At 35.7% G+C, this 15,473-nt stretch carries 14 protein-coding genes; 8 read left to right on the top strand and 6 right to left on the bottom strand.

Annotated features, from left to right (window positions below; genetic code table 11):
- Positions 1-228: 228 nt before the first annotated feature.
- A complete protein-coding gene (locus BKH41_RS06350) occupies positions 229-1,446 on the top strand; it encodes a GNAT family N-acetyltransferase (RefSeq protein ID WP_095298130.1) in 1,218 nt (405 codons plus the stop codon).
- Between the two features lie 29 nt (positions 1,447-1,475).
- Here BKH41_RS06350 and radA read toward each other — a convergent pair whose 3' ends face one another.
- The 3 genes from radA to BKH41_RS06335 are packed head-to-tail and all read right to left on the bottom strand — an operon-like array spanning position 1,476 to position 4,269.
- On the bottom strand, positions 1,476-2,822 hold the full coding sequence (radA, locus tag BKH41_RS06345) for a DNA repair protein RadA (RefSeq protein WP_095298141.1): 1,347 nt from the start codon (positions 2,820-2,822) through the stop codon (positions 1,476-1,478).
- 4 nt (positions 2,823-2,826) lie between these two features.
- Complete coding sequence (ftsY, locus tag BKH41_RS06340) at positions 2,827-3,696, bottom strand: signal recognition particle-docking protein FtsY (protein ID WP_095298128.1); 870 nt, start codon at positions 3,694-3,696, stop codon at positions 2,827-2,829.
- A gap of 15 nt (positions 3,697-3,711) precedes the next feature.
- Positions 3,712-4,269, bottom strand: a complete 558-nt coding sequence (locus BKH41_RS06335; RefSeq protein ID WP_095298126.1) for a hypothetical protein — start codon at positions 4,267-4,269, stop codon at positions 3,712-3,714.
- A 34-nt stretch (positions 4,270-4,303) separates the two neighbouring features.
- Between BKH41_RS06335 and BKH41_RS06330 the strand changes: the two genes are divergently transcribed.
- Positions 4,304-4,939 (top strand): 5-formyltetrahydrofolate cyclo-ligase, encoded by a 636-nt coding sequence (locus BKH41_RS06330; protein ID WP_095298124.1) that lies wholly within the window; start codon positions 4,304-4,306, stop codon positions 4,937-4,939.
- Entirely contained in the window at positions 4,884-6,455 is a 1,572-nt protein-coding gene (gene rny, locus BKH41_RS06325) for a ribonuclease Y (RefSeq protein ID WP_095298122.1), read from the top strand. Before BKH41_RS06330 ends, rny begins: the two co-directional genes overlap by 56 nt.
- Here the strand turns inward: rny and kdsB are convergent.
- Together kdsB and BKH41_RS06315 are read right to left on the bottom strand one after the other, a co-directional pair.
- Positions 6,418-7,164: a 3-deoxy-manno-octulosonate cytidylyltransferase gene (gene kdsB / locus BKH41_RS06320; RefSeq protein ID WP_095298120.1), complete on the bottom strand. Its 747-nt coding sequence runs from the start codon at positions 7,162-7,164 to the stop codon at positions 6,418-6,420. The two genes, rny and kdsB, sit on opposite strands and share 38 nt — an antisense overlap.
- Complete coding sequence (locus BKH41_RS06315; RefSeq protein ID WP_095298118.1) at positions 7,161-7,730, bottom strand: ferric reductase-like transmembrane domain-containing protein; 570 nt, start codon at positions 7,728-7,730, stop codon at positions 7,161-7,163. Before BKH41_RS06315 ends, kdsB begins: the two co-directional genes overlap by 4 nt.
- 75 nt (positions 7,731-7,805) lie before the next feature.
- On the opposite strand from BKH41_RS06315, the gene BKH41_RS06310 reads away from it, so the two are divergent.
- The 5 genes from BKH41_RS06310 to BKH41_RS06290 all read left to right on the top strand — a co-directional run bounded on the left by BKH41_RS06310 (position 7,806) and on the right by BKH41_RS06290 (position 13,309).
- Positions 7,806-8,552, top strand: coding sequence for a disulfide isomerase (locus BKH41_RS06310; RefSeq protein WP_257875427.1), 747 nt, complete (start codon positions 7,806-7,808; stop codon positions 8,550-8,552).
- Positions 8,553-8,588: 36 nt separating this feature from the next.
- On the top strand, positions 8,589-9,212 hold the full coding sequence (locus BKH41_RS06305; protein ID WP_095298114.1) for a UPF0323 family lipoprotein: 624 nt from the start codon (positions 8,589-8,591) through the stop codon (positions 9,210-9,212).
- Between the two features lie 9 nt (positions 9,213-9,221).
- Positions 9,222-10,394: a glutathionylspermidine synthase family protein gene (locus tag BKH41_RS06300; protein ID WP_095298112.1), complete on the top strand. Its 1,173-nt coding sequence runs from the start codon at positions 9,222-9,224 to the stop codon at positions 10,392-10,394.
- A 123-nt stretch (positions 10,395-10,517) separates the two neighbouring features.
- On the top strand, positions 10,518-11,060 hold the full coding sequence (locus BKH41_RS06295) for a PepSY domain-containing protein (RefSeq protein ID WP_095298110.1): 543 nt from the start codon (positions 10,518-10,520) through the stop codon (positions 11,058-11,060).
- Between the two features lie 74 nt (positions 11,061-11,134).
- Positions 11,135-13,309 carry a TonB-dependent receptor gene (locus BKH41_RS06290; protein WP_095298108.1) on the top strand — a complete coding sequence of 725 codons (2,175 nt, stop codon included), beginning with the start codon at positions 11,135-11,137 and terminating at the stop codon, positions 13,307-13,309.
- Positions 13,310-13,318: 9 nt separating this feature from the next.
- Here the strand turns inward: BKH41_RS06290 and BKH41_RS06285 are convergent, their stop codons facing one another.
- On the bottom strand, positions 13,319-15,361 hold the full coding sequence (locus tag BKH41_RS06285) for an ATP-dependent helicase (RefSeq protein WP_095298106.1): 2,043 nt from the start codon (positions 15,359-15,361) through the stop codon (positions 13,319-13,321).
- Between the last annotated feature and the right edge of the window lie 112 nt (positions 15,362-15,473).

Genomic DNA, 15,473 nt, shown 5'->3' with positions numbered 1-15,473 from the left:
TCTTATTATCTTATTATCTTATTAGTTTATTAGTTTATTAGTTTATTAGTTTATTAGTTTATTGGGCGGGATTGTTGATCTTTGGTTCTTTGGTTCTTCTTGCTTTGTTTTTGATTTAAAGGGTGGGTATAAAATATTTTTTATTATTTATGGTTTGAGATTGAAAGAGTTGGTTCATTGGTCGGATTGCAGATATAATTTTTAGAATATTCAAAGGGAGAAATTTATATGGAAAATACAGATAAAAGTTTTCAATACTCCATACGCGATTTAACTACCGATGATATTGATCAATATAATGCACTCTTGCGTTATGCTTTTCAAGTTACTGAAGAAGATTTGATAAATGCAGGTTGGCGTGATGATGAGATTAAACAATCAAAATTCCCCGTATTAGAACGTGCTGATATATTGGGGTGCTATGATGGAGAAAATCTCATTTCGCAATTTGCCGTTTATCCTTTAAAAATGAATATTTATAATATGATTTACACTGTAGGTTTTGTTACAAGTGTTTCGACTTATCCTGAGTATTCAGGCAAGGGAATTATGAATAGATTGATGAAGAAAAGCTTATCAAGAATGAGAGAGAAGCATCAATCTTTGGCATTGCTTTATCCTTATTCGATACCTTTATATCGTAAATATGGTTGGGAAATCATATCTAATAAAATTTCTTATCGCATTAAAGACACACAAATCCCCTCAAAAACAAAAGCCCCTGGATATGTTCGTCGTGTGAATTGGGATAATGATGATTTTATGGATTTACATACTCGTTTTGCTAAGCAAACTCACGGTTGCTTATTTCGTAATGCGTTGGCTTGGCAAGAATATTGGCGATGGGATGAAGATGATACGGCTGTAGCAATTTATTACAACGTTCAAAATGAACCTTTGGGGTATATGGTTTATTTGATCAAGCGTGATGTTATGCATATCAAAGAAATGATTTATCTGAATAGAGAGGCACAAAAAGGTCTATGGGGATATATTCACGCCCACGATTCAATGATTGATGAAGTAGCCGGAAATACTTATTTTAATGAGCCTGTGGCATTTGATATGGACGATGGTGATATTAGAGAGATTATACGCCCTTATATTATGGGTCGTATTACTGATGTGGAGCAGTTTTTTTTGCAATATCGTTGCGATCCTTTTGAAAAAAATGTACGTATTTCTTTTGAAATCACAGATTCAGTTTTGGATTGGAATAATCGTGTTTTTGTTGTTTTGTTTCACGAAGGAAAGTGCAGTATTACTTCAGATAAACCTGATTATAGCGTTGGTATGGATATAGCTACCTTGACAACTTTATTACTCGGGTATAAAACCGTGATGCAACTTTGCCGTTTAGAACGGATTGAGGGCGATGATTATTCAATACAAAGATTAGATGATGTTATTTTGCACGAATCCCCTTATATTTCAGATTATATTTAAGGGATTCTGTTTTTATGCCTATATAAAATCTACATCCAATCTAGGATTTTGGCGACTTCTGTGGCTTCAAAACATTTTATCGCACTTTTTCCGCTAGGTTTTTTAGGCAGAATGGCATTTTCAAATCCGTAACTTTCCATTTCTTTGAGTCTTATATCAATATTGCTGACTTCTCTGATGTCTCCTGTGAGGCTTACTTCACCTATAAAAGCGGTTTTATTGCTTAAGGGACGATTTCTAAAGCTTGAGAGAATGCTTGCAATTACAGCAAGATCTGCACTTGTTTCAGTAATTTTTATACCTCCAGTTACGTTAATGAAAACATCGTATCGGTTGAGTGGGATTTCAATCTTTTTTTCTAAGAGAGCTAAAAGCATACTTAAACGATTGGCATCAAAGCCTGTTGCTGATCTTTTGGGGACGCCAAAGCTCATTTCGCTTACTAAAGCCTGAATCTCAAGCACAAGCGCTCTAGAACCTTCCAAAACTACGGTTGCAGCACTTCCAGGCGTCGGTCGTTTTTGGGAAAAGAATATTTTAGAAGCATTTTTTGCGCTTATGAGACCATCGCTACGCATTTCAAAAATTCCGACTTCGCTTGTAGTGCCGAAGCGATTCTTAAAGCCTCTAAGCATTCGGAGTTCGCGACTGGGATCGCCTTCAAAGTACAGCACGGCATCTACCATATGTTCAAGCACTCTAGGACCAGCGATTGAACCTTCTTTGGTAATATGCCCGATAATAAAAATAGCGATATCATATTCTTTGGCTACGCGCATTAGTTCAAACGTGATGTCACGTACTTGAGAGATAGAACCCGGAGCTGAAGTTATTTGGGGAGAATAAATGGTTTGGATTGAGTCAATAATGCATACGGTATATTGTTTGGTTGTAAGGTTAGCTTTGATGGAATTCAAATCAATTTCATTGAGTAAAAAGAGATTTTCTTCTACGCAATCCAATCTTTGAGCCCTAAGTTTTATTTGTCCCGCACTTTCTTCCCCGCTGACATAAAGAGTTTTTTTTCCTGTTTTAGCAAGCCCGCCAGCTACTTTTAAAAGCAAGGTTGATTTTCCTACGCCCGGACTTCCTCCGATGAGATATAGACCACCTGAGACAATGCCTCCTCCAAGAACAATATCGAGTTCTTCTTGAGTTGAGGAAAATTTTATAACGTTTTCGTATTCTACAGAAGTGATGGGCATTGCTGAAACATTTGAATGCAGGACTTTAGTTTCTTTGAGGCTTTGGATTTGGGAACTTGAAAGCTCTATGAGACTTTCCCAAGCCCCGCAATTGCTACATTTTCCCATCCATTTGGTGCTTTGAAACCCACAATGTTGGCATTCAAAAAGAGTGAAATTTTTTTTTGCCATTTTGTTACTCAAAAATCGAATCTAAGATACTTTGGATATAGGCTTTTTCTTCAAATCTCACAAGATCATCTTCTTTTTCTCCTATTCCTAAGAATAAAATGGGCAGTTTGAGTTCATAAATGATACTTAAAATTGCTCCGCCTTTGCTTGTACCATCAAGCTTGGTGATAATCACGCCATCTATTTGAAGGCTTTCGTGAAAGATTTTTGCTTGTGCAATTGCTGAAGCTCCTTGTGTTCCATCTAGAATGAGGATTTTTCGAAAATCTTGACCATTTAGAGCTTTGGAACAAACACGCGTGATTTTTGCAAGCTCATTTTTAAGATTAGTTTGATTGTGGAGTCTGCCGGCTGTATCAATGATAATATTATCCATTCCTCTTGCAATACCTGCTTGAATCGTATCGTATGCAAGCGCGCTGGGATCTCCGCCATTTTGGGTAGTAATGATTTCTGTGCCGATCTTTTCGCTCCAAAGTTTGAGCTGTTCTGTGGCTGCGGCTCTAAAGGTGTCGCCTGCTCCCAAAAGGATTTTTTTGCCTTCAGATTTATATTTGTTGGCAAGTTTGGCAATAGTGGTAGTTTTTCCTGCTCCATTCACGCCGATAATAAGTTCCACAAGCGGTTTTGTCTTGATTTCTTTGAGTGTGATTTTGTCATAATAGCTTTCGCCTCTAAAAAATCTTTCTAGAGCGACTTCAAGTTGATTTCTTTTGATGATTGGAGGTAAATGTTCTAAAATAGAATCGGTTAGATCGTATTGGATATCAGATTCTATAAGTACCTCTTCAAGCTTCTCTTTTTGAATCGTAGGGGTTTTTGTTCCAATCAAAGAGGAAATATTTTGAGCTGTTTTTTTAAATAAATCTAACATAAGTTTCCTGCCTTTTTAGTGCATTTTTAGCAACGCATCAATATCATAGGCAAACATTTCTTCCATTACGATACCACTATAGGTTTGGTATCTTTTTCCGTGTTTGTTATAAAGCACAAAATAAGGAATCTCTAGGGAGGTATTTTGCTCTTCTTGAGGGGGATTTATTTTGTGTGAAAAATCTTCAAAGATGTTTTTGGAATCAGTCGGATTAAGTAGAGGGAAATCCACATTGTTTTCTTTGGCATAGAGGCTGATTTGTTCTTGTGAATAAGGTTTGATCAAGATACCTAAAATAGAAGCTCTAGGAAAAGTAAGTTTTAAGTGGTCGATATTGAGAATATAATCTTTGCAATTTTGAGACTCAAGATCTAAAAACATAATTAGCGTCACTTTGTCGTTTTTTTCGGATTTTTGCGTGCGAATATTGAAAGTGTCAAAATCGCTTTGGATTTTAAAGGTTTGCCCGTTTTGGTCGCTAAATGTATATTTGACTTGATTTTTATGATCTCCATTGCTCATACAGCCGCTTAGAAGTGTTAAAACAAGAATCAATCCGTAAAAATATTTCATCAATACCCTTTTTTAAGTTTTAAAGATTTAAAATGTGCCATTATACATAAAGACATATAAGGGAGTAAGGATAAAGCCACAATTTAGAAAATTTTGTAAAACTTATCTGACATCATTGACAAAAAAAATTAATTTTGAAGATAAAAAAACGATCCGAATTTTAAAAAATGAATTGATTGCTTTGGGGGCTAAAAGAGTTTTGCTTTATTGCCCTATGAAGAGCGAAGTAAATATTTATCCCTTGATTATTTGGCTTAAAAAACGTGGAACGAAAGTTTTTATTCCTTATATAGATGGAGTTAGTTTTAAAATGATACCATTTCGTTTGCCTTTACATAAGAATGAATATAATATTTTTGAAGCCAAAAAATCTTTATTTTATTTAACAAAAATTGATACAGCAATCGTTCCTATTTTGGGAATTGATAAAAGATTTAAGCGCATAGGATTTGGAAAAGGAATGTATGATAGGTTTTTTCAAACCCTTTCTTACCGTCCAAATGTGATTTTTATAAGCAGAAGAGCGATTATCTCAAAATCTGTTCTTACTGATAGTTATGATATTTTTGGCGATAAATTTATCAGCAGTTTTTGCATTGTAAAAAGAGGGATTGATGATAGAATACTTGGTGATAGGGTTTATAATATTTGTTTTCATAGTGGGAAGTAGTGTTTTTTTTCTCTCTAAGAAAATCTTCAATTCTAATGCCGATGTGATTATTGAACAGGCTAAAGCCAAAGCCCAAGCAATTGAATATGAGGCACAAACACTCTTAAAAAACGAACAAATCAAAGCTAAAGAAATTGAGCTTGAGTTGAAAAAAAATTATGAAGATAGAACTTCAAAAATTATCAAGGAATATCAAAATAAGCTTGCTTTGCTTCAAAACCAAGAGGATAAAATACAACAAAAGCTTGAGAGAGAAATAGGTTTTATTGAAGAAGAAAAACAAAAGATTTCAGATTTAAAGAACAAGCTTCTCATAGAGTATGAATCCCAAAATAAGCTTATCAAAGAATATCAAGATGCGAAGCAAAAGGCTTTGGATACCCTTATGGAATATACTGGCTATACAAAAGAAGAAGCAAAAGCTTTGATCTTAGATTATTTGCAAGATGAGTTGATCCGACAGAAATCTGCCTTAATCAGACGATACGAACACGAAGCTAGGGAAGAGGCAATGAAAAGGGCTAATTATATCATTGCTCAAGCCACTACGAGGTTTGCAGGGGAATTTGCGACTGAGCGTCTGATTAATGTGGTGCATTTACCTAATGATGAGCTTAAAGGCAGAATTATCGGGAAAGAGGGTAGAAATATTAAAACGCTTGAAATGATTAGTGGTGTAGATGTGATTATTGATGATACACCTGGAACGATTATTTTAAGCAGTTTTAATCTTTATAGGCGAGCTATTGCTACTAGAACTGTCGAACTTTTAGTTGAAGATGGCAGGATTCAACCTGCAAGAATTGAAGAAGTTTATGCCAAAGTAAGTGCAGAAATGGAAGAGCAAGTTCTTCAAGATGGAGAAAACATTGTTTTGGATATGGGGTTGGGTTATATGCATCCTGAGCTTAAGAAACTTATCGGGAAGATGAAATATCGTGCAAGTTTTGGGCAAAATGCTTTAGGGCATTCGATTGAGACGGCCAATCTTGCTGGAGTAATTGCTGGAGAACTTGGAGGCGATGAGAAGCTTACTAGAAGAGCAGGGCTTTTGCACGACATAGGAAAATCCCTTACGCAGGAATCAGGAGGGAATCACGTAATTTTAGGTGCTGAAATTTGCAGGCGCTATAAAGAACATCCTGTTGTTATCAATGCGATTATGGCTCATCACGGAGATGAGGAAATTCAAAGTATTGAAGCTGCCGCAGTGTGTGCTGCTGATGCTCTTTCTGCAGCACGTCCTGGAGCTAGGCGGGAAGTACTTGAGAGTTTTTTGAATCGAATGCAAGATCTTGAACGCATTGCTATGGACAAAACAGGGGTTAAGCAGGCTTATGCTATCAATGCGGGCAGGGAAGTCAGAGTGATTGTACGTGCAGATTTGATTGATGATGCTCAAAGTGTTGTGCTTGCTAGAGATATTGCTAAAGAGGTGGAATCAACTCTCCAATATCCTGGTGAAATAAAAGTCAGCGTTATCCGCGAGAGTCGGGCAGTTGAGTTTGCGAGATAGATTTTAAGGCATTTTGAAGATCTTTTGGTGTATCTATACCGATACTTTTACTTTGAACGATGCATACAAAAATGGATTTTTGATGGTAAATAGCACGGAGTTGTTCGAGTTTTTCTATATCTTCAAGAGGGCTTTTAGGTAGGTTACAAAATTCTTCTAAAGATTGAGTGCGGAATCCATAGATGCCCAAATGTCCGTAATATGGATTTGACTCTAGCAAAGAATCATTTAATCCGTCTCTGCTATAAGGAATGGGAAGCCTTGAAAAATAGATGGCTTCGCCCGAATGTGCGCGGACTACTTTTACGAGATTGGTATCATTGATTTTACTTTTTTCGATAATTTTTGCACAAGTTGCCATAAAAGGAGCATCTTTCATTTTTTCTTTCAATAGGGAAATGACTTGGGTTTCCAAAAAAGGCTCATCGCCTTGAACATTAATGATAATTTCATCTTTTTTTAATCCTAAACTTCTTGCTGCCTCTGCACATCGATCTGTTCCACTGCTGTGATGGGGGCTTGTAAGAACAGCTTTTATTTTATGATTTTTACAAATTGCAAGCACTTCTTCATTGTCGCAGGCAACCACAACTTCATCGACCTTTTGTGCATTGTAAGCAGTGGCGATAATCATTGGAACTCCATTGATGGGAACAAGTATTTTTTGAGGAAATCGTGTTGAATGGAGTCTTGCGGGGATAATGATCATTTTTTGTCCTTATTTTTTGATAGAAGCTTAACACAAAGCAAACTGAAAAATGCCAAGAAAATCAAATAAGAAGAAAGGCTTGGAATCTTTTGTCCGATCAGATAGTGAATGCTTCCTAAAAGTCCTGCAGGGTAGATAAAAACAGATAATCGTGAGAAAAAACGTGAGAAAAAGGCTGAAGAAATGCTTAGAATTCCAAGACATAAAAATCCTATTGCTCCCAAAAATAGATAAACCCTGCGACTGATTTCATCAAGAGAAGCCCACACATCTCCTCCTTGTTCGAAAAAAATATAAGAAAAAATATGCGCTAAGGCATATAAAAATGAGTAGAAGCCAAATATTTTAGAAATGATGGAAAGGTATTTGAAGGAGATCTTCATCAGTCTGAAAATCCACAAAAATGTAAGTGTTCCAAGTAGAAAATAAATACTCCAATCCCCTAAAAAATGCAATATTGCTTTTGTTGGCTCTGCTCCATAAAAACTTTCAGTAAGGTTATAGAAGAGATAAAGTGCAGGTAACAACCCTGTAAAAATACTCAAAAAAACGATAAGATATTTCACTATAGAACACCTTTGATAATATTTGATTGACAAATTTTATAGTAAAATGTGATTTTATCTGATTAAGGAGAAAATATGAAAAAAATCTTACCTGCCGTGTTGATATTTTTTGCTTTTGGTATTGCCCAGGCAAATATAGAGCAAAATATTACAAAAATAATAGAGAGTCAAACGGGTAAAAAAATTTCCATACTCAAAGTCGAGACACTCAAATCTAATCCTGAATTTAAAATTGTTGTCATTGAAGACCCTGATACTAAGTATCAAATTCCTGTTTTTACGAGCAAAGATGGGAAGATTGTTATTGGTTTGAGCAATGTATTTTTCAGTGATGAAAAAAAAGATGCCAATCTTGTGAATCAAGTCTATCAAGAGGCTCAAGCCTATAATACCCAACAACAAAATAGTGCTAAATTTAATGCTTTATTTGAATCCATTCCTGATGATTATGTGATTTCTTTGCCATCAAGCACGAAAGGCAACCAAAAAATCACCTATATCGTTTCTGATCCGATGTGTCCTCATTGTCAAAATGAACTTAGGGACATCGATTCTAGATTAAAAAATACAAATGTAAGAATGGTGCTTGTAGGATTTCTTGGTAAAAAGTCTGTAATCAAGTCCGGTTTGATCTTGAAAAAAATAAAATCAGCAAAAACCCCAGAGGAAAAAATCCGGATTTTAAAACAGATTTATGCTGTGACTTATGAGCCTAAAGAAGAGCCTGAAAATGAAATGAAAAAAGTCGAAAATGTCACAAAGAAGATATCCGAATCAGATTTGATCAAATTCGTTCCTTATATTTATGAATATAAAAAATAATGCCAGAAGCAATATTGAAATTTTTAGCAGGGAGATATAATGAAACACTTTAGGAAAATATCTGATTATGCTGTCATAGGAGGATTGAGTGCTCTTGTGATTGTAAGTTTAGCAGCCTGTGGGAATGATTCTCAAGGTTCTAATGAAAGTGCGACCAATATATCCAATGCAATTCAAAAGGGTGCATTTGTTATTTTAGAAGAGCAACCTAGTGGGGCTTATAAAATCGCTGAAGAATATCCCAGCGCAAAAACCCACGTAGTTGTTCGGGATTTGCAAGGAAATGAAAGGGTGCTTTCTGAAGAGGAGATACAGAAGCTCATTAAGCAAGAAGAAACTAAAATTGATAATGGCACAAGCCAACTCACAAATCCAAATGCAAGCGGGGGGCTTGGACTTGGCGGGGCGATTCTTGCAAGTGCAGCAGGTGCAATTTTAGGCAGCTATATCGGAAATAAGCTTTTTAATAATCCGACTTACCAGCAAAATAGTCAAAGGAATTATAAATCACCTCAAGCTTATGAAAGAAGCCAAAATAGTTTTAAAAATACTTCTTCAACTTCCAAAGTCCGTTCAAATCCAAGTGGTGGGAAAAGTGGGTTTTTTGGAGGGGGTTCAAACGCTTCAAAATCTACAGGAATGGGTTCATTTGGATCATAAAGGGATATGATGAAAACACTATCTTTAAAACCTCTTGATAAAAACACTCTTGAAGAGATCGGTTTGCAGTGGCATACCGATCCTGATAATACGTCTTATATCGAAAATGAAGCCGTTGTTATCACTCAAGCAGAGGCAGATGCTTATTATGAAGCTTGCAATGAGCTTTATGATATGTATGTGGAAACAGCAGAGTATGCAATCAAAAATGATTTATTTTTTGAGCTTGACATTCCTAATGTTTTGATACCTATGATTAAACAAAGTTGGGAAGAGGAAATTCATTGGCATTTATACGGGCGTTTTGATTTGGCAGGCGGACTTGATGGAAAACCCATCAAACTTTTAGAGTTTAATGCAGATACTCCTACAATGCTTTATGAAACCTCAGTTGTACAATGGGCAATGCTGAAATATAATGGCTATGATTCCAATTTGCAGTTTAATAATCTTTATGAGGCAATTGGAGAAAATTTTAAGCGAATGATCACTTTGGGTGAGGATACAAGCGGTTTTGAGCAAATGTATGAAGGGTGGAAAATATTGTTTTCAAGTATTAAAGGCAATATTGAAGAGGAAAGAACGGTGAGGTTTTTGCAGGATATTGCAAAAAGTGCAGGTTTTGAAACTTCTTTTTGTTTTATTGATGAGATTGTATTTAGTCAAGATGAAGGCGTGTTTTCTCAAGGGGTGAATTATGAATTTTTATTCAAGCTTCTTCCTTGGGAAAATATTGCTATTGATGAACCTGAACTTGCACTCATTATGCAATCAATAATGGAAAATAAAAATGCGATTTTTCTAAATCCTGCTTATGCAGTGATGTTTCAGAGCAAACGCTTTTTAAAGCTTTTATGGGATCTTTTTCCCCATCACCCTTTGCTTTTGGAAACAAGCTATGAACCTCTAAAAGATAAACAGCAGGTCAAAAAAACTGCATTTGGACGCGAAGGAGCTAATATCGAAATTTTGGACTCTTCATTGCAATCCATACTTAAAAACGAAGGTATTTATCAAAATCATAAGCCTATTTATCAGGAATTTTATGAGTTGAATAAATCAGGCGATTTTTATTATCAACCCAATGTATTTTATGCCTATGAATCTTGTGGTTTGGGTTTTAGAAAGGGCGGGTTGATTTTAGATAATTATTCAAAGTTTGTCAGTCATCTGATCGATTGAGATTTATAGTTCATATGATTGCATAGGATTATTTTTTAAAGACATTTATCCTTAAATTTGTTTGTCTTTCACAGATATTTTATATAGAAAGATTATAATTTCCAAAAATTTAAAGGATTAAAAGTGAAACTTAAAAAATTTTCTCATCAATTTCATATTTATGTGAGCGTGTTTTTACTGCCGATGGCATTACTTTTTTCGATTACAGGAATTGTTTATATTTTTGGATTGAATCAAGATGTTGGAGCAACGAAGCAAAAATGGGTGCTTGAAGAGGTCGTTCCTAAAGAGAAGCAATTTGATTTTTTAATGGATTTTTTATCAAAAAATAATATTCCTTTTCCGAATGATATCAATCCCAAAGATTTTAGAGGTGCTCTTTCGATAGGCTCTGCCAAATATATGATTACGATTGAGACAAAAGACAATCAAACAATGATTCAAACTATTCAAAGAAGCTTGCTTGGGAATATGATTATGCTTCATAAAGCAAAGGCAAAGTGGTACTTTGATGTCTTAAGCGTGGCTTTTGGTATTTCGCTGGTGCTTTTTTATTTGAGTGGCATTGTGATGACAGCATTTTGTAAAAATAAGCGCAAAGAAATGCTGATTTGTTTTTTAGCCGGATTAATATTAAGTATTGCTTTAGGATATTTGAGCGTTTAAACTAGAAATAATCTTAATAGTATCTTCATCATTTATTATTATAATCATTCTTATTTTAAAGATAAGGTTTTGTGATGAAGAAAAAAGATATGCTTAAGCAAATGCTGATTTTTTTCCCTGTGTGCTTATTTGCAGAAGATGAGCCAAAAAATTATATTTTAAATAAATCTGTTGTTTCGGCTTCGGGCTATGCCCAAGATATTAAAGATGCCCCCGCATCCATTTCTGTGATCACAAAAGAACAGCTTGAAGACAAACCTTACAGGGATTTGGGTGAAGCTGTTTCAAGAGTTCCGGGTGTAAGTATTGAGATGGGTGTAGGCAAGACAGGTGGTTATAATATCTCAATTCGTGGTATGCCTGCAGACTATACTTTGATCTTAACCGATGGTAAAAGGCAAAATATTACTTCGGCAGCCTTTCCAAATGGCTTTACAGAGATTTTTACATCTTTTATACCTCCTTTGAGCTCGATTGAACGGATTGAAGTTATCAAAGGACCGATGAGCACTCTATATGGAAGCGATGCGATTGGAGGGGTTGTAAATGTCATTACAAAAAAGAATTTTGATCGCTGGTCATCAAGTTTTGCTGTGGAAGCTACATTGCAGGAAGAAAAACTTTTTGGAAACTTTTATTCGGGAAGCTTTTATACTTCTGGACCTTTGGATTCTCAAAGAAAATGGGGTCTTGCACTTCGAGGAAGAGAGCATTACCGTGCATTGGTTCCGACCTCAGATTTAAAGGTGATTCCAGGCGGTGGTAGTTTAGGAAGAAATGGCGTGGTAGGTTTGTCCCAAGCTAATGTTTATGATGTAGGTGCGCGTATTTCTTATGCACCTACCAAACAGAATTATTTTTATTTTGATTATGAAAATGGTCTTCAATGGTATAACAACGAACAAAGCTTGCTTGGAACTGTGGGAGATAGAGGGGGATATGCTAAAAATCTTTATTTTATGCGCAATAACGCGACTTTTGCTCATTTGGGAGATTATTTGTTTGGCAAAACAGACACTTCAATTCAGTATCTTTCTACAACCAATCAAGGAAGGCTCATTACTCAAGATGCAGTAGGGGTGGGAAGCCCATTAATAGGTCAAGATAGAGGCTTGAGGGGAGATGATGTTATTATTGATACAAAGCTTATAATGGATATAGGACAAGGTAAATTGACTTTGGGCGGGCGGTATTGGTTTGCAAGTATGAGAGATAGGGCTGTTGTGGGACATAGTTTTATGTATCAACATAATGCGGCTTTATTTGCAGAAAGTGAGTTGGCTATTTTTGATGAATTATTTTTAACCTTAGGATTTAGGGAAAATTATAATTCTGCTTTTGGCTTCAATACCTCTCCTAGAGCTTATCTTGTTTATAATGCAAGTGATTGGCTTACCCTCAAAGGGGGGATTTCCACAGGGTATAAAACCCCTACGGTTTCTCAGCTTGTTCGTGGAGTGAATGGGATTACAGCTCAAGGAACCGTTCCAACTTATGGAAATCCTGATTTAAAACCCGAAACTTCTATTAACTTCGAATTCGGATTTCTTTCTGAAACCGATTGGACAGATATTGGTTTGACCGGATTTTATAATATTTTTCGTGATAAGATACAAAGTGTTTCAATATCCAAAGATCAACAAATACCAGTTTCTGGAGGAGGCATATGCGTTGCTGTGAGCACTTGTAGTTATAATATTAATGCCGATTCTGCGATTGCTTATGGGGCAGAAGTATTTTTTGGGATTAAGCCCATTAATATTGTTTATGGAGATGTCGGTTTGAATCTTAGTTATACTTTTACAAAGACACAACAGACTTCAGGGGCGGCTAAGGGGATTCCTTTGACAGATATTCCTGAGCATAGCTTAAATACTTCGTTAAATTATTCTATTGGGAATTTTGGATTTTATCTTCGAGGGGAATATCGTGCCAAACAACTTAGGGTCTATATTGGAGGTAGGGGTGGTTCAAGTGCGGGTTCGCTATCAGCTTTGGAACAATTCAAAAGAAATAATCCAAATTTGAGTCCTTATTATAATAATTATTTTTTACTGCATTTAGGTGGTCATTATAATATAACAAAGACTTTGCGTCTGCACGCAGGGATTTATAATCTTCTCAATCAGAATTTTATTGATTATGTTCCTGCCGTTGCAAATGGTGCTTCTTCTGCGACTTATGTTAATAACTATAACTATGTCAGGGAAGGCAGAAGATATTTTATCGGTTTGAATATGGATTTTTAATGTTTCAATTCAAACATTTAAATTTTTAGGTTTGAGCATATTTGCTTCATAAAGAAAAATTGAAGGTTCATAATCGATATTTTTAACCGCATCTTTTTTGGCATAGGAGAGATAAAGATTTTCTTTAGCACGTGTGATGGCAACATAGAAAAGTCTGCGTTCTTCTTCTATACTCCCGCCCTTAGAGATGAGTTTGCGGTTAGGGAATCTCCCATCCATTAAATCAATGATATAGACATCGCGAAATTCAAGACCTTTGCTTGCATGGACACTCAAAAGATTTACTCCACTTCCTTCGCTCGCCTCATTTGAGCCTAAAATCATTGCATTTAAAAATCGCCCGATGTCTCGGTAGTTTTTAGCTAAATCACTCAGTAAAGTGATTTTACGATCAATTTTTTCCATTGCTTCTATCCTGCGATTTTCATCGAAAGTGCCATCTTTATTTTTTGACCTCTCTCGCCCTAAAATTTCTATAATATGTCTGAAAAATTCAGATTTTGCGATTGTTGTTATCAGATCAAACGGAGAACTTAAAGAATAGATTCTTTGATACATTATAAAAAACTTTCCTAGAAAAACTGCCCCTTCTTTTGTGAGTTTAGGGTGAGAAAGAATGGGATGGGAACAAAAATCTTTTGGCAAAAATGTATCGAATCTTGCGCTGTTTTGTAGAGCAAAGAAGTCATCAAATAATCCTAATTGTGTATTTTTGCTTCTTGAAGCATAGGGTTTGATATTAAAATCAGGTGCTAATAAACCTGTTTTTGTATCACGATTGCCTAAAATATTAAGAGCTTCATAAATATCTTTGGCAATTGAGTTTCCAATCCCACTCCCATAGCTTAATGTGTGAATATGGGCCATCATATCTTTGGGATTGTAAATCAAGGAGCAGATATCAAGCATCAGTGAAACTTCTTTGGTATCAAAAAAACTGATTCCTCCTTTGCGTCTTGAAGGAATACCCATTTCTCGCAAGGAAGCTTCGCAACCATCAGCACTTGCATTGTTTCTGAAAATTACAGCAATGTCATCAAGGTTATAATTGCTTGTTGCAATTTTTTTAGCGATACCCTGATATTGTAAAAAAAGTTCTTCATATGCAAGTAGCTTAGGAGGGGAATATTCGCCTGTTTTTACGACTTCAAGGCTTTTTTCATAAATGCGTTCATTTTTTTGAATAATCCTGTTTGCCAAATCAAGAATAGGATAGGAAGAGCGATAATTTTTTTTTAGCGTGAAGACGTGAGCATCTTTGTATTTAGTAGTAAAGTTACTGATAATGCTGATGTCTGCTCCATTAAAAGCGTAAATACTTTGATCATAATCCCCCACGCAAAAAAGACTTTCGGGGTTAATGGCATCAATAAGGGAATCTTGGAGCGGATTGGTATCTTGGTATTCATCGCATAAGACTTCTTGATAAGGGCTTTCCTGTTTAGACATTTCATCGCGATACATTATCAACAGATCATTGTAATCAGCATAACCATACTCTTTTTTTAGTGCTTGAAACTCATCAAGTATCCCTTCATAAACAGGTATATATAGAGCTTGTTCGGGAGATTTTTGCTTGAGCCACTCTTCAAAGCTTTGTTCTTTTTGGGAGTTGAGGTATAAGGAATGGATATCATAGAGGTATTGAGCAGAGTAGGGAGAAGCTGTTCCTTTATTGGCATAAATTCTGTGTTCGGCAATACTTTTAAAAAGAACTTTGAGTTCTCTAGGCTGTTTGAGAGAGATTTTGAGATGTTCTTTAAGGTAACGATAAGCCACAGCGTGGAATGTTCCTGATTCAATTTGTTTTGCTTCTTTTTCGCCAAAAATTTTTGAGACGCGCTCAATCATTTCAAGACTTGCCTTATTGGTAAAGGTCAATAATAGGATTTCTTTGGGATCAATGCCAGAGTCTAGTAAGTGTGCAATCCTGCCTACGATTGTGGAAGTTTTTCCTGTGCCTGCTGAAGCAATGACTAAATTATGTCCTTTGGGAGCCATAGCAGCTTGCTTTTGTTCGGCGTTGAGATTAAGCCCCTTTTGGACATTCATTTATTGAGCATTCCTTAAGCGAATCAAGTTGGGAGAATTATAGTTGGATTTTATTGAATATTTGCTTTGATTAGGGTCATATGAACTTGAGAAGTTATGCTGTAAAATCATT

Origin of the sequence: Helicobacter sp. 12S02232-10 (assembly GCF_002272895.1) — a bacterium.
GTDB lineage: Bacteria > Campylobacterota > Campylobacteria > Campylobacterales > Helicobacteraceae > Helicobacter_J.
The sequence above is the reverse complement of the archived record's forward strand: the minus strand, read 5'-3'. Positions and strand labels throughout refer to the sequence as shown.

Coding starts and splice junctions, on each gene's coding strand:
- BKH41_RS06350 (WP_095298130.1), top strand. CDS start 229: ATGGAAAATACAGATAAAAGTTTTCAATACTCCATACGCGATTTAACT.
- kdsB (WP_095298120.1), bottom strand. CDS start 7,164: ATGATCATTATCCCCGCAAGACTCCATTCAACACGATTTCCTCAAAAA.
- BKH41_RS06335 (WP_095298126.1), bottom strand. CDS start 4,269: ATGAAATATTTTTACGGATTGATTCTTGTTTTAACACTTCTAAGCGGC.
- radA (WP_095298141.1), bottom strand. CDS start 2,822: ATGGCAAAAAAAAATTTCACTCTTTTTGAATGCCAACATTGTGGGTTT.
- BKH41_RS06290 (WP_095298108.1), top strand. CDS start 11,135: ATGAAGAAAAAAGATATGCTTAAGCAAATGCTGATTTTTTTCCCTGTG.
- BKH41_RS06310 (WP_257875427.1), top strand. CDS start 7,806: ATGAAAAAAATCTTACCTGCCGTGTTGATATTTTTTGCTTTTGGTATT.
- ftsY (WP_095298128.1), bottom strand. CDS start 3,696: ATGTTAGATTTATTTAAAAAAACAGCTCAAAATATTTCCTCTTTGATT.
- BKH41_RS06285 (WP_095298106.1), bottom strand. CDS start 15,361: ATGAATGTCCAAAAGGGGCTTAATCTCAACGCCGAACAAAAGCAAGCT.
- rny (WP_095298122.1), top strand. CDS start 4,884: ATGATAGAATACTTGGTGATAGGGTTTATAATATTTGTTTTCATAGTG.
- BKH41_RS06300 (WP_095298112.1), top strand. CDS start 9,222: ATGAAAACACTATCTTTAAAACCTCTTGATAAAAACACTCTTGAAGAG.